Origin of the sequence: Aquabacterium soli (assembly GCF_003933735.1) — a bacterium.
Classification (GTDB): Bacteria; Pseudomonadota; Gammaproteobacteria; order Burkholderiales; family Burkholderiaceae_C; genus Aquabacterium; species Aquabacterium soli.
Genome location: NZ_RSED01000009.1, coordinates 102115 through 120028, shown reverse-complemented (window position 1 = coordinate 120028; position 17914 = coordinate 102115). Strand labels below are relative to the sequence as shown.

Genomic DNA, 17914 nt, shown 5'->3' with positions numbered 1-17914 from the left:
GTCCTCGCTGGGTGCAAAGCGTGGTGAAAACAAGGGGCAGGCGTGATGCGGTGCTGCTCAGCCCTGGAAGGCGATCACCCGCACGCGGGCATCGGGCTGGCTCTTGAAACGGGTCGCGGTCTCGTCGATCTCGGCCCACTGGTCCATGGCGCGTGAGCAGGCGAAACCGTACTTGGCTCGCACCCGCTCTGACGCGATCTCCAGCGCCTCGCGGGTGCGGTTCAGGAAATCGTCGAGCGGGTAGTCGCCGCCAGGCGTGAGGTAGTCCTGCACGACCAGCGAGGGTGAATAGCAGGTGCTGTCGCTGCCATCGGGCCAGCGCACCTGGAAGAGCATTTCAGGCATGGAGGGGCTCCTGAGAAGGGGATGGGCTTGTCGGAATCGACGGACGGCGGGCGGGGGCCCCTGCCGATGGCGTGCGGTAGTGCGCCTCGTGCAGCTCTGCGCTGCGCGACCAGGCGAAGCGCGCGCACACCGCCGGCGCGGCGGCCTGGATGGGCGCACGCACCGCGGGCAGCAGGCTCTGCCTCAGGGCCTGGGCCAGATCGGCCACGCTGAGCGGGTCGGCCCACAGGGCCTCGTGCGGGGCCAGGTGATCGGTGAACGGGCGGATGTGCGAGACGATGGCCGGCGTGCCACAGGCCAGGGCCTCGAGCACGACCAGGCCGAAGCCTTCGCGCAGCGACGGCATCGCCAGCGCCGTCGCGCGGCGGTACAGGGCGGGCAAGGCCACATCCGGCAGCGGGCCGGTGAGGTGCACGCGGGCCCGCGTGGCCTCGGGCAGCGATTGCAGGGTGGCGTGGAAACACCGGCCGTAGGCGCCGTGGTCCAGCAGGCTGGCGCCACCGGCGATGACCAGGCGGGCATCGGGATGGTTGTCGGGATGACCACCGCCCTGCACCGCCGCGAATGCGCGCAGCAGGCGCTCGGGGTTCTTGCGCTCTTCGATGCCGCCGACGCTCAACCACAAGGGGCAGGTCTCGTGGGGATCGAGCCCCAGGCCGTGCAGCACCTGGGCATCATGCCGTGCCTGGGCCAGATCGGCGTGGGCAGGCGTGAAGCGCCGGGTGTCCACGCCATTGGGCACCAGGCCGGCCTCGCGCTGCCACTGCTCACGCAGCACCCCTTGCCACAGCGGGCTCACGCACAGCAGGCGCGTCGCATCGTTCACCCCGCGGGCCTGCCAGGCGCTCAGCAGCGGGTCGTCGAAGGTGTCCAGGTGGTGCACGGTGCGGGTGAAGCCGGCGATGCGCCCTTCGGCGCGCAACTGCGCCAGCGCGTTGGCGGTGATGCTGTCCTGCGAGTGCAGCACGTCGAATCGGCCCAGATGGGGCATGTGCCGCAGGTGGTGGGCGACGGCATCGATGCGGAGGGCGACCTGCGCTGCCAGCGGCGACCGGCTCGATGCACCGGTCTCACTGGTGAGAGAGGCTTCATGGTCCGCCGTGCCGAGCGGCGCCAGGCTCAACGTGGCCCGTGTGTCGCGGAACAGGCGCTGCCCCGGCGCGGCCGGCGCGATCACGGTGACCTGGTGGCCGCGCTCGCACAAGCCATCGGCCAGGGCCAGCGTGTGCACGACGCCACCGCGCGGGTTCAGCGAGTGCATCAGCAGGGCGATGTGCAGGCTCATGCGGCCTCCTGCGCTACCGGGGCGCCGGCACGGGCCCCGATGAAGGCATGGGCGTCCAGGTCCCACAACAGGGCCTGCCCCCCCTGCGCGTCGTGCAGCCAGCACTGGGGCTGCGCCTTGATCTCGCCAATGGATTCGCAGGTGATGCCGCGCGTCTGGAAGCGGCCACGCACCTCGGCCACATCCTGGGGCGCCACCGACAGCAGGTAGCCGTAGCTGGGAAAGGCCGTGAGCCAGCGCAGCGCATGCGCATGGCAGGCGTCGCGCGGGCCGAAGCCCGGCGGGCAGGGGATGCGGTCCACGTCGATCGCCGCGCCCACGCCGGAACATTCCAGCAGCATCAAGGCGGTGCCCAGGCAGCCGGCCATGCTGATGTCCTTGGCGGCGCGGCACAGGCCGGCTTCGGCCAGCTCGGGCAGCAGGGCCAGGTCTGCGCGCAAGCGCTCGGCCGGGGCGGTGGTGGAGGCGTTCCAGAAGGGATAGGGCTCTTCCCAGCGGCCCCGCAGGTCCACGGCCATCAGCAGCTGCTCGCCTGGGCGTGCAGCGAAGCTTGACAGCAGTCGCTGCGCGCGGCCCAGCACCGCCACGGCCAGTTGGCCGCGCGGCGCACGGTGGTTGCTGTGCCCGCCGACGATGGGCACGCCATAAGCGGCAGAGGCCGCGGCCATGCCCTGCAGCACAGGCTCGGCCTGGCCTGCCCCATCGCTCCACAACGCATCCACCACGGCGATGGGTCGGCCGCCCATGGCGGCGATGTCGCTCAGGTTGACCATGACGCCGCTGTAGCCCGCGAACCAGGGCATGCGGGCCACGAAGTCCTCCATCAGGCCTTCGATGGCCAGCAGCAGGTGGCCGCCATCGCCATCGGGGATGGCGGCACAGTCGTCGCCCAGCAGCACGCCGTCGCGCTCGGCCAGCGTGGTGTCGGCCAGGCCGCCAGGCAGGGCGCGGGCCAGCACGCCCACCGCATCGGCGATGTCGCGCTTGTGCTCGAAGCCCTTGCTGGCGCGCAGGGCCACCACGAGCTCGTTGAGGTCGAAGGCGCTCATGGACGCACCTCCGCGCGGGACAGGGTCAGGTAACCCCATTCGGGCCGCGTGCACGGCGGGTAGTGCGGCAGGCTGGCCTGCATCAGGCCATGTGGACGGCCATGCAGCACCAGCTCGCGGTCCAGCCGCCAGTGAAGATGCTGGAACAGCGGCACGTTCTGGCCCTGCACATGGGCCCAGAACTGCTGTGCACCCCGCGCATGCGCGATGCCCACGGCCAGGCGGATCAAGGTGGCGCCCAGCCGGCCATGCTGCCTGAAGGACGGGTGCACGGCCAGGCGCGAGCCCCACCACACGCCCGGATCGGCCTGGTGGATGCGCACCGTGCCCACCACCTGGTCGGTCTCGCCGGCCACGCAGGCACAAGCCACCAGCAAGGTGGCGTGTTCATCGATGGCATCGCGGTCATCGCCCATGAACACCCCCTGCTCGACGCAGAACACGGCGCGCCGCAGGGCATGGGCCTCGCGCCGCTCCCAGGCCTGCGTGGCCTGCTTGACGCGAAAGGCCGTGGGCGCGAAGGCTGGCGGCAGCTCGCACCAGTCGGCGGGCTGCCAGAGCCGCGGGGTGGGCGTGTCGAGCAAGGTGTCCATGGCGGCTCCTGGTCAGGCCTCGAACATCGACAGCGACGAGCAGGCGCCGCACTTGCCGCAGCCGGCCTTGATGTCCGACGAGCGCAGGCCGGCCTCGGCCACCATGGCGCCCAGCGGCGCCAGCACCGAACGCATGAACTCCGGCGCCGGTGCAGGATGGCCTTCCAGCGGCGTGCCGCTGATGGGCACGAAGGGCACGACGAAGGGGTAGACGCCCATGTCCAGCAGGCGCTGGCCCATGTCCAGGATGGCTTCGCGCGTGTCGCCCAGGCCGGCCAGGATGTAGGTGCTGACCTGGCCGCGGCCGAACACCTTGACGGAGGCCTCGAAGGCGCTGAAGTAGCGCGACAGGGGCACGCTGGCCTTGCCCGGCATGATGCGCTGGCGCACCTCGGGTGTGACGGCCTCCAGGTGCATGCCCAGGGTGTCGACACCGGCCTCGCGCATCCGCATGAACCAGGCGTCGTCATCCGGCGGCTCGCACTGGGCCTGGATGGGCAGGTCGACCGCGGCCTTGATGGCACGGGCGCTGTCGGTCAGGATGGCCGCGCCGCGGTCGGGCGTGGGCGGCGTGCCAGTGGTCAGCACCATGTGCCTGACGCCATCGAGCTCGACCGCGGCACGGGCCACCTCGGCCAGCTGCTGAGGCGTCTTGCGGGCGATGGTGCGGCCGGCCGCCAGCGACTGGCCGATCGAGCAGAACTGGCAGGTCTTGCGGCGGCTGTCGTAGCGGATGCAGGTCTGCAGCACCGTGGTGGCCAGCACGTCGCGGCCGTGCAGCGTGGCGATGTGCGAGTAGGGGATCCCATCGGCCGTCTGCCGGGCATAGAAGCGCGGCGTCTTCGGAAATTCGATGCGCGCAATGGGGATGCTGGCGTGGCGCAGCACGCTGGTGCCGTCCGCCCCTGGGGCATCGGCCACGAACGGCGAATCCCAGGCCGGGGCCGTGTGCACGGGCACCATCACGGTGACGCCATCGATGGTGACGGCCTTGTGGTCCGACGGGCCGGCACCGCCACGGCGGCTGGCCAGGCCGGCGCCGGGATCGACCAGGCGCAGGCCGCGCGATTGCAGCTCGGTCATCAGGCGCCGGGTGTCGGCCGCGGGCGCGGCCACCTCGTCAGGCAACGCGGGCAAGAGGGCTTCGCTCAGGCTCATGGCTGGAACTCCCGAAAGGTTGGGGCAACGGTGCGGACGGCACCACATCAGCGGCGGGCCCTGCAGGGGTGGACGAACGCACCGGCACCGCCGCGCGGTCGTCCATCACCAGGCTCAGCAGCTCGGGCCGCGCGTAGTGGCCCACCGAGTCCATCATGCGTTTGCGCTTGGTGATCAGGCTCATGTCCAGGTTGGCGATCACCATGCCCTCTCCCTCCTTCAAGGGCGGGGCCAGGTGCACGCCCTCGGGCGAGACGATGGCCGTGCAACAGCCGCCGCGCAGCGCCTTCTGCAGGCCGGCCTCCGGCGTGAGCGACTGGATCTGCGCATCCGTCAGCCAGCCCGTGCTGTTGATGACGAAGCAGCCTGACTCGAGCGCGTGATGGCGGATCGTCACCTCCATCTGGTCGGCGAAGATGGGGCCCACCAGCGAACCGGGGAACTGCGCGCAGTGGATCTCTTCATGCGCGGCCATCAGCGCGTAGCGCGCCAGCGGGTTGTAGTGCTCCCAGCAGGCCAGCGCACCCACGCGCCCCACCGCCGTGTCCACCACCTTCAGCCCGCTGCCATCGCCCTGCCCCCACACCATGCGCTCGTGGAAAGTGGGCGTGATCTTGCGGCGCTTGAGCACCAGGGTGCCGTCGGCATCGAAGACCAACTGCGTGTTGTAGATCGTGCCGTGGTCGCGCTCGTTGACGCCCAGCACCACGACGATGCCGTGGGCACGGGCCTGCTGCGCCACCGCGTCGGTCACGGGGCCGGGCACCACCACCGCGTGCTCGTACAGCTTCATGTGCTCGGGGCCCGAGGCCACGGGCGGTCGGATGAACGAGAAGTAGGGGTAGTAAGGCACGAAGGTCTCGGGGAAGACCACGATCTGCGCGCCCTGGCGGGCCGCCTGATCGATGGCTTCGCAGACCTTGTGCAGCGTGCCCTCGGCCTCGCCCAGCACGGGCGAGATCTGCACAGCCGCCGCCTTGATGATGCGTGTGTTCATGAAGATGACCTCGCGGTGGCGCCTGGGCTCAGAGCGTCCAGGTGTCCAGGATGAAGGCGTTGGACTTGCGGTGCAGCAGGATGATGTCCAGCACGTCCAGCGGGTTGATGGGCCTGATGCCTTCGATCAGCGAGCCTTCGCCGTGGCCGTACAGGGCCTGCAGCGCGAAGCGGCAGGCGTAGACCTTGCCGCCTTCTTCGATGAACTTGGCGATCTGCTTGTTGAAGTTCTGGTGGCCGGGAAAAGCCTCGTCGCCCAGCGTGGGAAAGCCCCGCTTGACACCCAGCGTGACGCCGGGGCCGTACAGCAGGATCGAGGTCTCGAAGCCCTTGCGCTGCAGGCGCGTGGCCTGCAGCAGGTTGACGAAGCCGATCGAGCCCTCGAAGGCCACGGTGTGGAAGGTGACCAGGGCTTTCTCGCCCTTCTCGGCTTTCACATCTTCGAAGACCTTCTCTTCGTAATCGACCAGGTGTTCGCCGATCTGATTGGGGGCTTTGGTGACAGCAGGCATGGTGTGCTCCAGCAGTTGAGGTGGGTTGGAAAGGGGATGCGCGCGCTGGTGTCCTTCGTGCACACGCCATGCCATCAAGCGCTTCACAAGTGCAATCAAGATGCGATCAATGCGGTATTTCATGGGCGAGGCGCTGTCTTGATCGAGGGGCGATCTGGAGCCGCATGGAGCCCATGCCAGCGCTGTACCCATGACCGATGGATGCACGCACCAAATGCGATCAAGGCCCGGCCCATCCACGGTCCACGCTGGGGCATGCGTTCGACGAATGCCACCATTGAGTGCATCTGTCATGCGATCAATCGGCATGCTTCATGCAATCAATGGCTGCATGAACTCCATCACCCGCCACTGGGCCCAGCGCCTGCGCGACAGCGACAAGCCCGCCTACCTCCTGATCCCCGACCTGCTGGCCGAAGATCTGCGCAGTGGCCGGCTGAGCCCCGGCGACCGGCTGCCCCCGCTGCGCGAACTGGCCGCCCAGCTGGACCTGAACTACACGACGGTGGCCCGCGCCCTGTCGGAGGCGCGTCGGCGCGGCCAGATCGAAGCCACCCCGGGGCGCGGCAGCTTCGTGCGCGGTCCGGCGCCCACGCTGCCCCTGCGCGGTGGCAGCGCGGCCGAGATGACGATGAACCTGCCGCCCGAGCCCAACGACCCGGCCCTGCTGGAGCGCCTGGCCGAGGGCTGGCGTGCCGTGATGCAGCCATCGCGCCTGTATGAACAGCTGCGCTACCAAGATTTTGGCGGCCTGCATGCCGACCGCGACGCCGCCGCACGCTGGCTGTCGCCCCTGATGAGCCTGCCCGTGGCGCCCGAGCGCGTGCTGGTGGGCCCCGGCATCCACAGCGTGCTGGGCGCGGTGATGTCGATGCTGGCCCGGCCGGGCGAGACCCTGTGCGTCGAGGCCCTGACCTACCCGGGCATCAAGGCCCTGGCCAACCAGCTGGGCATCCAGCTGCATGCCCTGCCGCTGGACGATGAAGGCCCCAGCGCCGAGGCCTTCGAGGAGGCCTGCAAGACGGTCAAGCCCAAGGCCTTCTACTGCAACCCCACCATGCTCAACCCCACCACGGTGACGGTGAGCGAAGCGCGGCGCGAGGCCCTGGCCGATGTGGCGCTGCGCTACAGCGTGCCGATCATCGAGGACGACGCCTATGCGGCGCTGCCCCAGCGCGCGCCGACATCGCTGGCGCGGCTGGCACCGGAGCTGAGCTACTACGTCACCGGTTTCGCCAAGTGCCTGGGCGCCGGGCTGCGCGTGGCCTATGTGCACGCGCCCACGCCGCAGGCCACGCAGCGCCTGGCGGGGGCCTTGCGGGCGATGACGGTGATGGCCTCGCCCTTGACGGTGTCGCTGGCCACGCGCTGGATCGACGATGGCACGGCCAGCGCGATGGTCCAGGCCATCCGCCGCGAGTCCATCGCGCGGCAGGCGTTGCTGGACAAGCACCTGCACGGCTGGCCCGTGCTGACACAGCCCGAGTGCTTCCACGCCTGGCTGCCCTTGCCAGAGACCTTGAGCGCCAACGAGGCGGCGGCGTTCTGGCGCTCACGCGGGGTGGCGGCGGTGGCGGGCGCGGCCTTCAGCACGCAGGCGGTGCCGCCCAAGGCGGTGCGCTTGTGTCTGGGTGGGCCCTTGAGCCTGGCGCAGTGCGAGCAGAGCCTGCGGGTGGTGGCGGACACGTTGGCGCATCCCGAGCAGGTGCATGCGGCGGTGATGTAGCTGTTCAGCGGTGGGTCAATGCTTGTTCTTTGCCTGCGACGGGTTGGCGCTTTGTCGTGGCGGCGCGGGGCGGGTGCTGAGCCGCCGAATCGCGCCTCTGCGCACGCCACCAGCGGGGCACAAAAAGGGATGTGGGGGCAGGCGGCCGGGCGCCTTGTTGGCGTCGAAGGCGCGCAGGGAAGGACAGGTCTGCCCCTCGCGAAGCGAGGGGATGGCGAGCATGTTTGAGGCCCCGCAGGGCCGAGTTGCGCAGCCACCTGTCCCGTACGAGCAGAGCAGTCACGCCGAAGGCGGGACCGCCAACATTGAAGGCCGGACGGCTGCCACCACATCCCGTGCCCCGCGCTGCACCGACAAAGCGCTAATCCATCGGGATTGCCACATCAGCACGCCACCGCACGCCGCCCCACCAACTCCGCATACAGATCAGCATAAGCAGCCGCACTGCCCTGCCAGCTCACATCCCGCGCCATCCCGTTCAGACACACCGCACGCCAGCTGCCTGCATCAGCGTACAGATCACGCGCACGCCCCACCGCCCGCAGCAACTCCGCCACCGTCGGCTCGTTCATCTTGAACCCCGTGGACACGCTCGGCTGCCCAGGCTCGCTCACCGCATCCAGCACCGCATCGGCCAGGCCACCCGTCGCATGCACGATCGGCGGTGTGCCATAACGCTGGCTGTACATCTGGTTCAGCCCGCAGGGCTCGAAGCGAGACGGCATCAGGAACACATCGGCCCCTGCCTCGATCTGGTGAGCCAGTGACTCATCGAAGCCGACGAAGGCCGCCACCTGCTCTGGCCACACATGCGTGGCTTCGCGCCAGGCCGTCTCGAGCGCGGGCGTGCCGGCCCCCAGCGCCACCACCTGCACGCGGCCTTTGAGCAACTCGGGCAGCGCCTCGATCACCAGGTCCACACCCTTCTGGTCGGTCAGGCGGCTGATCATGCCCATCACGAAGGCGTCCGGATCCTCCGGCAGGCCCATGCGCTGCTGCAGGGCGCGCTTGTTGTCGGCCTTGCGCGCCAAGGATTCGGCGTCGTAGGGCTGCTTCAAGTGGCGGTCGGTGGCCGGGTTCCACACCGTGGTGTCGATGCCGTTGAGGATGCCCGACAGCGCCTCTCGCCGGTTGCCCAGCACACCGCTCAGCCCACATCCCAGGGGCTCGCTCAGGATCTCGCGTGCGTAGGTGGGACTGACGGTGACCACATGGTCGGCGAACTGGATGCCGGCCTTGAGGAAGGACAGTTGCCCCCAGAACTCGACGCCTTCCATGTGCAACAGGTGATCGGGCAGGCCCAGCTGCCCCGCCAGGTGCAGCGGGAACAGCCCCTGGAATGCCATGTTGTGCAGGCCCATCACGGTGGCGGCACGTGCCACTGGCCCGCCCTCCGTGCTCGGGCCGTGGGCCAGGTAGGCCGGTGCCAAGGCGGTGGGCCAATCATTGCAATGCAGCACGTCGGGCTGCCAAGGCAATGGGCTGTCGGCCCGGGCCAGGCGGGCCGCCACGTGCGACAGCAGACCGAAGCGCACGGCATTGTCCTCATGATCGCGCCCGCTCGGATCGCCATACGGGCCGCCATCGCGGCGGTACAAGCCCGGCGCATCGATGAGCAAGGCCGGCACACCACTGGGCAGGTGCGCCCGCAACAGGCGCGCGGCCGGCAAGCCATGCGCGGCGGGCAACTCGGCCATCGGCATCACCTCGCCCGCGGCCAGCAGCACCGAGGCATACGCCGGCATCAGCACCTGGGCATCCAGGCCCAGCGCACGCAGGGCCTTGGGCAGGTCGGCGCTGACCTCGCCCAGCCCCCCGGTCTTGACCCAGGGCGCGCATTCCGGTGTGACGAACAGGACCTTGAGTGTTTTCATCGGTTCATCGTGGGTCATGCCGGGGCAGCCTCGTGCGGCACCAGCACGGCCAGGGGCAGGCTGTGGAAGACATCGGCGATGTGCAGGCGCGGCGGGCCATCGGCCAGGGTGGACGCCACGGTCACCCGACCGCCCAGCGCATCCTGCCAGGTCTGCGCCGCACCCGGCGGTAGCGCCAGGGTGGTGTCGCCCCACACACGGCCGTCGCCCAGCACGGACTCGTCGCCATGGCAGAGCGTGAACAGCAGGCGCGACACCACGACGATGACCGTCTGGCCAGCATGGCGGCGCGCGAACGCCACGACGTGGCGCCGTGCCTCGCCGTCCACCGCCATCGGCAGGTACTCGCCGTGCGTGAACACGCCTTCCCACTGTTGGCGCAAGCCCAGGCCCCGCCAGGTCAGGTAGAGCTTGAGGCGGCCATCCTGCAAGGTGGACAGCATGTCGCGCAGGCCATCTGGCGTGGCGCCCTGCGGCCAGGCCCGCACCAAGGCATCGAGCTGGGCCGACAGCGTGAGGTGGTCCACCGGCCGCCGGTTGTCCGGATCGACCAGGCTGAGGTTCCAGCCTTCGCAGCCCTGGTAGATGTCGGGCACACCGGGGCCGCCCATCTTCAGCAGCAGCAGCGACAGGCTGTTCCAGGCGCCGAAGCGCGCCACCTGCGATTGCAGCCGCGCGAAATCCTGGCGGAACGCGGCAGCGCCTTCGTCGAGCACCAGGCGCCGTGCGAAATCCAGTATCGACTCTTCGTACAAGGCATCGGGGTGGCGCCAGCTGGTCTGTTCCTTGGCTTCGCGCACGGCCTTGAGCACGCTGTCGCTCAGGCGTTGGGCCAGGCTCTCGCGGGTGGCCTCGTCGGGCGGGCTCATGGGCCAGATGCCCAGCAGGCTCTGGTAGACCATGTACTCGTCGTTGGCCGTGGGCACCATCTCGCCATCGACGCGGCGCTTGAAGGGCTCGGCCAGCCGGCGCCAACGGGCGAGGGCCAGGCGCCACGCAGCAGGCATCTCCGACAGCACGGCCAGGCGCGCACGCACGTCTTCGCTGCGCTTGCTGTCGTGGGTGGAGGTGGCCAGCATGCCGTGCGGGTGCGTGAAGGCCAGGCGCTTGAGCGATTCGTGGAAATCGTCCACCGTCATGCCGAACACGGATGGATCGCCTCCAACCTCGTTGAGGGCGAGCAATCGGTTGTAGCGGTAGCAGGCCGTGTCCTCCAGCGACTTGGCCATCACCGGGGCGGTGAACTGCTGGAAGCGCGTGGCGAAGGCCAGCTTGAGCTGGCGCAGTTGTGCCTCCGGCTCCGTCGCCGCGGTCAGCAGGGTGTCGCGGATGAGGTGCAGCACGCCGACGTCCTCCAGGCCGCGGCGGCGCATGGCTTCGTGAACGGCGATGTCGATCCAGCCCCGGTCCTGCACGGACATGCCACGCTCGCTGATGTAGGTGCGGTAGACGGGAAAGCCCAGCGTCAGCTCGATCAGTCCCAGGCGCAGGGTGTGCGGCGTGTGGTCGCGGGTGCGCCGGTCGCGGCGCGTGATGTCGTGCAGCAGGTGCGTGACGGCGCGCAGCTCGGCGGCCAGCTCGTGCTCCATCACGTGGCGCTTGCTCTGCAGCAGCACCTCGTCGAACTCGGCGTTCTCACCGGTGAAGGCGCGGTAGACCCGGCTCAGGCGGGACTCCTGCGAGGGATCGACCAGCAGGCGTGTGCTGAGGTTGCAGAAGCGGTAGCCGCTGCCGCCGTGCACGGGCCACTCCGGCGGCAGGTGCTCGGTCTCGCCCAGGATCTTCTCGACGATCAGGTACAGCGAGCTGTGGCCCTCGGCATGGCGGCGCGCATGGATGCGGCGGAAACTGGCCTGCAGGCGCTCCAGGTAGGCGCGGGGGTCGGCCAGGCCGTCGGGGTGGTCCACCCTCACCCCGCTGACCAGGCCCTGCTCGAACCAGTCCCACAGCAGCGCGTGCGACAGCTCGAACACCTCGTCCCGCTCCGTGCGGATGCCGGCCAGGTCGTTGATGTTGAAGAAGCGCCGGTAGTTGACACCATCGGCCACGCGGTAGGAGGCCAGGCGCCAGGCCTGGCGCTGCAGCAGGTCGTCCAGCGCATCGAAGCTGCGCGCATCGCCCACATGGCCGTTGTAGACCGCCAGCCGCGCCTGCAGGATGGCCCGCGCGGCCGGGTGGTTGCGCAGCAGGGCGCCCAGGCGGGTCTTGAGTTGTTCCTTCAGGCGCAGGCGTTCGGCCTGGTGGGCCGGGTCGCTGCCCTGCCGGGCGGGCAAGCCTTCGAAACCCTGCCTCAGGGCCTGCCATTCCCGGGCCGCTTCTGGGTCCAGCCCGGCATGGGGGCCGCCGTCCATCAACAACGGCAGGTCGCGCGGGTCGATGGGGAAGCGGTGGTCATAGTAGGCCAGCACCACCGTGTTGCCTTCGGCCCACCAGGTCAGCTTGAGCTTGCCCTGCTCCAGCACCAGGCCGTACTGGTCTTCCAGCACAGGCTGCAGCACACGCCCACCGTGCTCGGCATCGCCGGCCTGGGCCCAGTCGATGTCGAAGTGGTCGGCGTAGCGCGAGGCCGGCCCGTCTTCGAGCACCTCGCGCCACAAGGGATTGTCGGCCTGCAGCACGCCCATGTGGTTGGGCACGATGTCCACCAGCAGTTGCAGGTCATGCCGGTCGAGCGCGGCGCAGAAATCCTCGAACTCGGCCTGGGTGCCGATCTCCGGGTTGATCTCGCGAGGGTCGACCACGTCGTAGCCATGCGTGCTGCCGGCCCGGGCCTTCAGGAAGGGCGAGGTATACACATGGCTGATGCCCAGGCGCTTGAGGTAGGGCAGCAGGGCCTCGGCCTGCTTGAAGCGCAGGCCGGCGTGCAGCTGCAGCCGGTAGGTGGCGCGGGGAATGACGGCCAGGTCGGGATCCCAGGCGGCCTCGTCCTTGGCGGCGGCAGGATGGTGCGACGGCCGCTCGTCGCGCAGGGCCTGGGCCAGGGTGGTCCAGCGTGGATCGCGCTCCAGCGCAGCGACATCCAGCGTCAGCTTGCGCCGCCAGTTGGGGTACTGCGCCTCGCTGGTGCCAGGCACATTGACCTGCTCCACTGCGCCGAGCACGTCTTCCAGCTGCACGGCCACCATCGTGGCCGGCGTGCGTCCCACGTAGCGGTGCACGGCCTCGGCCAGGCGCGGGTCCGGGTCGGCCACGCTGTCCGGCGATTCGCTCAGGCCTTCGATCAACAGGTTCTGCTCGCCCAGGGCCTGAAGCAGGGCCACACGTTCTCGCCCGCGGCGGGCGATGTGGCCGTCACGCAGCTCGGGATCGCGGTAGACGCCCAGTTCGTCGCGCAGGCGCAGGTCATGGCCGGTCCAGTAGGCGCGCAGGGTGGGCAGGTCGTGGGTGCCCACAGTGGCCAGCGCGCGGCGCGGCCAGCCCTCGGGCGGCCTGAAACGGCCTTCGTGCCAGAGCTGTTCGAAGTAGAAGGGCCGGTAGGACAGCAGGCCGTGGCGCTCCATCGCGGCGGTCACCTCGGGGGGCACGATGCCAAGGTCCTCGCCGATGACGATGCAGTGGTGGCGCTGGCTTTCCAGGCAGACCAGGCGCAGCAGTTCGTCGAAAGGGTTGGCCACGTAGGTGCCCTGCAAGGTATCGGCGCCCGGCACCACCCAGAACAGGCGCATCAGCCCCATCACGTGGTCGATGCGCAGGGCGCCTGCATGGCGCATGTTGGCGCGCAGCACATCCAGCATGGGCTTGAACCCGGCTTCGCGCAGCCGCTGCGGCGTGATGGGCGAAAAGCCCCAGTCCTGCCCGTTGGGGTTGAGCTCGTCGGGGGGCGCGCCCACCTGAACGCCCTGGGCATACAAGGCGGGTTGGGCCCAGGTTTCCGCGCCACCCGGGTTCACGCCAATGGCCAGGTCCCGGTACAGGCCGATGCGCATGCCCAGTTCGCGGGCCAGGTCCTGCACCGACTCGAGCTGAAGTTCGGCCTGCCATTGCAGGTACTCGAAGAACTCGACGTCGGCCTCGTGGCTGCTGGCGAAATCGCGCACGGTCTGGCTGCGCACATCGCGGTAGGCCTCGGGCCACACCGGCCAGCCCCACAGGGCCGGGTTCTTGCGGTGGAAGTAGCGTTGCAGCGCGTCGTACAGCGCCTGCAGGCGCAGGTTGCGGCCGTGCGTGCGCTGGAACTGGCGGAAGCGCCGTGCGCGGGCCGTGCCCCGCTCGAGGTGCTGCGACCGAAAGCGCGCATACAGCATCTCGAACACCTGGAACTTGAGCTCCGACACCCCGGCGTAGTCCACCATGGGCACATCGCGCAATGCCTGCAGGCGGGCGCGCCAGGCGGCCGAGCCGACCAGGCGCTGGCAATCGTCGCATTCGGCGTACTCGTGGATGTGCTCCACATCCAGGTAGAGCAGGTGTGTCCATTGCCGGCTGGACGGGCTGTAGGGCGAGGCCTGCTCCGGGGCGTGCGGGAACAGCGCGTGCAGCGGGTTGATGCCGACGAAATCGGCGCCCTCGCGCGCGGCCATCTGCACCAGCTCGCGCAGGTCGCCGAAATCACCCATGCCCCAGTTGGAGCGGCTGCGCACCGCGTAAAGCTGGACCGACAAGCCCCACACGCGGGGATGCGGATCGAGCGGGCCGGCCAGTTCATGCGCTCGGGGAGGGCACACCACCAGCGCCGTGGCGCCCACGCTCTGGCGTGGCTCGCCGGCCTCCAGGGCCAGGCGGTGGTAGCCCACCGGCAGGCCGGGCGGCAGCTCGATCGTGGCAGGCACCAGGCGGGGGACATCTTCGCGCAGCAGCTCAGCCGGGAAGGGCGGCGTCACCTCGGCCGCGGTGGCCACGGAAGTGCCTTGCAGGCTCTGCCCGTTTTCGAGCGAGATGAACCAGGTCACCGGCCCGCCGAGCTGTTCGGCACGCAGTCGCAAAGGGCAGGCCATCGGCGTGGCCGAGGCCGTCACCACCATCGCAGGCGGCAGGGCCTCGTGTTCGGCCCGATCGCGCAACGCATCGAGTGACCGGGTGGCCTCGTCATCGTCGTCCGCAGGGTAGCCCATGGCCTTGCAAACACGCCTGAGCGTGGCGGCATCCACCGTGGTGACGCGTCCCCACGCATCCTGGTAATCGAGGGCAATGCCCAGCTGGTGGCACAGAAGGGTCAGCAGCGAGGTCATGGCAAGGGGTCCTCCACCAGGTGCACGCGCACCGACCAGGAGCCCAATGCGCCCGCCGGCAGGCCGTTGTCCTCGCCGACACCGAACAGCAGGGCCCCCTCCACGCGCGGGAGCACGTCGCTGGGCCCGTCATGCAGGTGGGCGCGCAGCACCAGCGTGCCCGCCCCGTCGGTGGGCCAGCTCACCTCGAAGGTGTGCGGGCCGAAGAAGCGGTGGCTGATCGCCTGCGGCCGGATCAGGCCCAGCCGTGGCGCCACCATGTGCGCCCGCACGGCCAGGGCCTGCGTGTAGAAGGCCAGCCAGTCGCGGTGCGGGGCCGCCCGCAACTCGTCCCAATCGATCGTGCTGGCACCGAACACCGTCGGGTCATTGGGATCCGGCACGGGAGGCTGGCCCTCGCCCTCGCTGCCCTGGGCGTGCTCGCGGCGACGCCCATCTCGCACGGCGCGCGCCAGCTCGCCCTGGAAATCGCAGAAGTAATGGAAGGGCGCAGTGGTGCCGAACTCCTCGCCCATGAACAGCATGGGAATGCCGGGCGCCAACAGCTGGATGCAGGCCAGCGCTTTCAGCGGGGCATGCGCGCTCAAGGCGGTCAGGCGCTCTCCGAAGGCACGGTTGCCGGTCTGGTCATGGTTCTGCAGGAAGTTGACGTAGCAGCTTGCCGGAAGGTCGCGGCTGGGCTCACCACGCGGGCCGCCATCGTGCAGGGAGGGCTCGCCCTGGAAGGCGAAGCCCTCGGCCAGGCAACGCACCAGTTGCTGCAAGGGCTGCTCAGCGAAATCGCGGTAGTAGCCATGGGTTTCGCCCGTCAGCAGCACATGCGCGGCCTGGTGGAAGTCGTCGTTCCATTGCGCCTCGAAGCGCCCTGGCTGGCCGGGCTGGCCCAGGTGGCGGGCCTCGTTGCGGTTGTTCTCGAGCACCAGGTGCACCTGCCGGCCGCGGGTGGCCTCGCGGGCACGGCGCGACAGCTCGGTCAGGAAATGGTCGCTGGAGGCGTCGGCCATCGCATGGGCCGCGTCGATGCGCAAGCCATCGAAGCGGTACTCGCACAGCCAGTACAGCGCGTTGTGGATGTAGAAATTACGCACGGTGGCCGCATGCTTGGCATCGAAGTTGATCGCGTCGCCCCAGGGTGTCTGGTGCGCCGGGTTGAAAAACTCTCGGGCGTAGGCGTGCAGGTAATTGCCATCCGGGCCGAAGTGGTTGTAGACCACGTCCAGCAGCACCATCAGGCCGCGCTGGTGGGCAGCCTTGATGAAGGCCTTGAGGTCGTTGGGGTGCCCGTAGGCAGGCTGCGGGGCGTAGGGCAGTACCACGTCGTAGCCCCAACCACGGCGGCCGGGGGCCGAACCCAGCGGCATCAGCTCGATGGCGGTGATGCCCAGCGCGGCCAGGTGGTCCAGGCGCCGTTCAGCGGCGGCATAAGTGCCCTCGGCCGTGAAGGTGCCCACGTGCAGTTCGTACACCACGGCCTCGGTCCACGGGCGGCCGTGCCAGGCGATGTCGTCACCCCAGTCGAAGGAGCGCGGGTCCAGCACCTGGCTGGGCTGGTGCACGCCGTCGGGGTTGTAGCGCGACGCAGGGTCGGGCACATCCAGCATGCCGTGCTCGGTGTCCACCGCGAAACCATAGCGGTCGCCCGCCCGGGCTTGCGGCACCTTCACGTGCCACCAGCCCCCATCACCCCGTTCGCAGGGCAGCTCCAGCCGGCCGCCGGAGGCGGGTTGGAAGACCAGGTCCACACGTGGCGCCGATGGCGCCCAGAGGCGGAACTCGTAACCCGACCGGGTGTCGTCCGGGTCGATGCGCACGGGCCCGAAGGGCATGGCGTGCAGGCAACGGCCCAGCCCGGGCACCACGGGTGCGATGGCCTGCGTCACGCCCTCATCGAGCGCACGCGCGGGCAACGGTGTGGACAGACCGGCCTGCACCGGATCCAGACGGGGGTCGGCTGAGGTCATGGGCGCAGCTGCCCTTTTCCGATCACGACGATGCCGCTCTCGCTCACATGGAAGCGGCGGCGGTCCTCTTCAAGGTCGTAGCCGATGCGCATGCCTGGCGGGATCACATTGTCTGAATCGATGATGGCACGGCGGATGCGGGCGCCCTCGCCGATGTGGGTGCGGTCCATCACGATGGACCCCACCACCTCGGCGTGGCTGTCCACGTGCACGCTGCGGCGCAGCAGGCTGCGCTCGATCACGGCGCGGCGCACATGCACGCCAGCGCCGATGGACGCACCCTTGATGGTGGCGTCGTACAACTGCGCGGCCTCGGTGTGGTCGGGGCTGGCCTGGATGGGCCACTGCGCGTTGTGCATAGAGAAGCGCGGCTGTTCGCCCAGCGTGTCGAAGTTGGAATCGTAGTAGGACTCGATGGTGCCGACGTCACGCCAGTAGCCGGCTTCTTCGTAGTCGTGCACGCCGGGCACCTTGTTGGTGGCGAAGTCGTAGGCCATCACCCGGTGGCTGTCGGTCAAGGTGGGCAGCACGTGCTTGCCGAAATCATGCTGGCCATTGGCGTGGGCCTTCTCGAGCGAGTCCATCAGCAGGTCGGTCGAGAACACGTAGTTGCCCATCGACGCCAGCGCGTGGTCGGCACGGCCGGGCATGGGTTCCGCCTGCTCGGGCTTTTCCTGGAAGTCACGGATCCGGCCGCTGCCATCTGTCTTGAGGATGCCGAAGGACGAGGCCTGGCTGAGCGGCACCGGCAGCGCAGCCACGGTGGCGTCGGCCTGGTTGTCCACATGGAACTGGATCATCTGGCGCACGTCCATGCGGTAGACGTGGTCGGCGCCGAACACGATCACCAGGTCAGGCTTCATCGACTGGATCAGGTGCATGTTTTGGTAGACCGAGTCGGCCGTGCCCTGGAACCACTCCGGGCCACGCTGCATCTGCGGCGGCACCACGGTGATGAAATGGTTGGGCATCAGCGGGCTCATCACCCAGGTTCGGCGAACGTGCTCGATCAGGCTCTGCGACTTGTACTGCACCAGCAGGTAGACCGAGTAGATCTTGCTGTTGATCAGGTTGGAGAGCGCGAAGTCGATGATGCGGTGCCGACCATTGAACGGCACGGCAGGCTTGGACCGCTCTGCGGTGAGTGGGTGAAGCCGGGTGCCTTCTCCGCCGGCCATCACGAAGGCCAGAACCGTTTTGCCAGCAATCATGTCAGTCTCCAGTGCGTGGGCCGGGCGGCCCGCTCG

11 protein-coding genes and 1 pseudogene are annotated in these 17914 nt (G+C 69.3%); 1 reads left to right on the top strand and 11 read right to left on the bottom strand.

Features of this window, described 5'->3' with window-relative positions; all coding sequences use genetic code 11:
* Positions 1-57 precede the first annotated feature (57 nt).
* From EIP75_RS13145 to EIP75_RS13115, 7 genes are read right to left on the bottom strand one after another with little or no spacing between them, the layout of a single operon-like run.
* Positions 58-345 carry an MSMEG_0570 family nitrogen starvation response protein gene (locus EIP75_RS13145; RefSeq protein ID WP_125243731.1) on the bottom strand — a complete coding sequence of 96 codons (288 nt, stop codon included), beginning with the start codon at positions 343-345 and terminating at the stop codon, positions 58-60.
* Entirely contained in the window at positions 338-1630 is a 1293-nt protein-coding gene (locus tag EIP75_RS13140) for an MSMEG_0565 family glycosyltransferase (protein WP_125243730.1), read from the bottom strand. Before EIP75_RS13140 ends, EIP75_RS13145 begins: the two co-directional genes overlap by 8 nt.
* Positions 1627-2679, bottom strand: a complete 1053-nt coding sequence (locus EIP75_RS13135; RefSeq protein ID WP_125243729.1) for a sll0787 family AIR synthase-like protein — start codon at positions 2677-2679, stop codon at positions 1627-1629. The genes EIP75_RS13140 and EIP75_RS13135 overlap by 4 nt, the downstream gene beginning before the upstream one ends.
* Positions 2676-3272 carry an MSMEG_0567/Sll0786 family nitrogen starvation N-acetyltransferase gene (locus EIP75_RS13130; protein ID WP_125243728.1) on the bottom strand — a complete coding sequence of 199 codons (597 nt, stop codon included), beginning with the start codon at positions 3270-3272 and terminating at the stop codon, positions 2676-2678. The genes EIP75_RS13135 and EIP75_RS13130 overlap by 4 nt, the downstream gene beginning before the upstream one ends.
* A 12-nt stretch (positions 3273-3284) precedes the next feature.
* Complete coding sequence (locus tag EIP75_RS13125) at positions 3285-4355, bottom strand: MSMEG_0568 family radical SAM protein (protein ID WP_125243824.1); 1071 nt, start codon at positions 4353-4355, stop codon at positions 3285-3287.
* 37 nt (positions 4356-4392) lie between these two features.
* Entirely contained in the window at positions 4393-5427 is a 1035-nt protein-coding gene (locus EIP75_RS13120) for a Nit6803 family nitrilase (protein ID WP_125243727.1), read from the bottom strand.
* A 28-nt stretch (positions 5428-5455) separates the two neighbouring features.
* Positions 5456-5938, bottom strand: a complete 483-nt coding sequence (locus EIP75_RS13115) for an MSMEG_0572/Sll0783 family nitrogen starvation response protein (RefSeq protein ID WP_125243726.1) — start codon at positions 5936-5938, stop codon at positions 5456-5458.
* Between the two features lie 331 nt (positions 5939-6269).
* Between EIP75_RS13115 and EIP75_RS13110 the strand changes: the two genes are divergently transcribed.
* On the top strand, positions 6270-7664 hold the full coding sequence (locus EIP75_RS13110; RefSeq protein ID WP_125243725.1) for an aminotransferase-like domain-containing protein: 1395 nt from the start codon (positions 6270-6272) through the stop codon (positions 7662-7664).
* A 383-nt stretch (positions 7665-8047) separates the two neighbouring features.
* Here EIP75_RS13110 and glgA read toward each other — a convergent pair whose 3' ends face one another.
* The 4 genes and pseudogenes from glgA to glgC all read right to left on the bottom strand — a co-directional run.
* Positions 8048-9538: a glycogen synthase GlgA gene (gene glgA / locus EIP75_RS13105; RefSeq protein ID WP_125243724.1), complete on the bottom strand. Its 1491-nt coding sequence runs from the start codon at positions 9536-9538 to the stop codon at positions 8048-8050.
* 14 nt (positions 9539-9552) lie between these two features.
* A complete protein-coding gene (locus tag EIP75_RS13100) occupies positions 9553-14706 on the bottom strand; it encodes a malto-oligosyltrehalose synthase (RefSeq protein WP_125243723.1) in 5154 nt (1717 codons plus the stop codon).
* Positions 14703-16667 (bottom strand): malto-oligosyltrehalose trehalohydrolase, encoded by a 1965-nt coding sequence (treZ, locus tag EIP75_RS13095; protein ID WP_199758585.1) that lies wholly within the window; start codon positions 16665-16667, stop codon positions 14703-14705. Before treZ ends, EIP75_RS13100 begins: the two co-directional genes overlap by 4 nt.
* Positions 16667-17878, bottom strand: a pseudogene (glgC, locus tag EIP75_RS13090) (glucose-1-phosphate adenylyltransferase); the annotation flags it as partial. The pseudogene glgC and the gene treZ, both read right to left, overlap by 1 nt.
* Positions 17879-17914: the final 36 nt, after the last annotated feature.

Coding starts and splice junctions, on each gene's coding strand:
- treZ (WP_199758585.1), bottom strand. CDS start 16,667: ATGACCTCAGCCGACCCCCGTCTGGATCCGGTGCAGGCCGGTCTGTCC.
- EIP75_RS13145 (WP_125243731.1), bottom strand. CDS start 345: ATGCCTGAAATGCTCTTCCAGGTGCGCTGGCCCGATGGCAGCGACAGC.
- EIP75_RS13100 (WP_125243723.1), bottom strand. CDS start 14,706: ATGACCTCGCTGCTGACCCTTCTGTGCCACCAGCTGGGCATTGCCCTC.
- EIP75_RS13115 (WP_125243726.1), bottom strand. CDS start 5,938: ATGCCTGCTGTCACCAAAGCCCCCAATCAGATCGGCGAACACCTGGTC.
- EIP75_RS13110 (WP_125243725.1), top strand. CDS start 6,270: ATGAACTCCATCACCCGCCACTGGGCCCAGCGCCTGCGCGACAGCGAC.
- EIP75_RS13120 (WP_125243727.1), bottom strand. CDS start 5,427: ATGAACACACGCATCATCAAGGCGGCGGCTGTGCAGATCTCGCCCGTG.
- EIP75_RS13125 (WP_125243824.1), bottom strand. CDS start 4,355: ATGACCGAGCTGCAATCGCGCGGCCTGCGCCTGGTCGATCCCGGCGCC.
- glgA (WP_125243724.1), bottom strand. CDS start 9,538: ATGAAAACACTCAAGGTCCTGTTCGTCACACCGGAATGCGCGCCCTGG.
- EIP75_RS13140 (WP_125243730.1), bottom strand. CDS start 1,630: ATGAGCCTGCACATCGCCCTGCTGATGCACTCGCTGAACCCGCGCGGT.
- EIP75_RS13130 (WP_125243728.1), bottom strand. CDS start 3,272: ATGGACACCTTGCTCGACACGCCCACCCCGCGGCTCTGGCAGCCCGCC.
- EIP75_RS13135 (WP_125243729.1), bottom strand. CDS start 2,679: ATGAGCGCCTTCGACCTCAACGAGCTCGTGGTGGCCCTGCGCGCCAGC.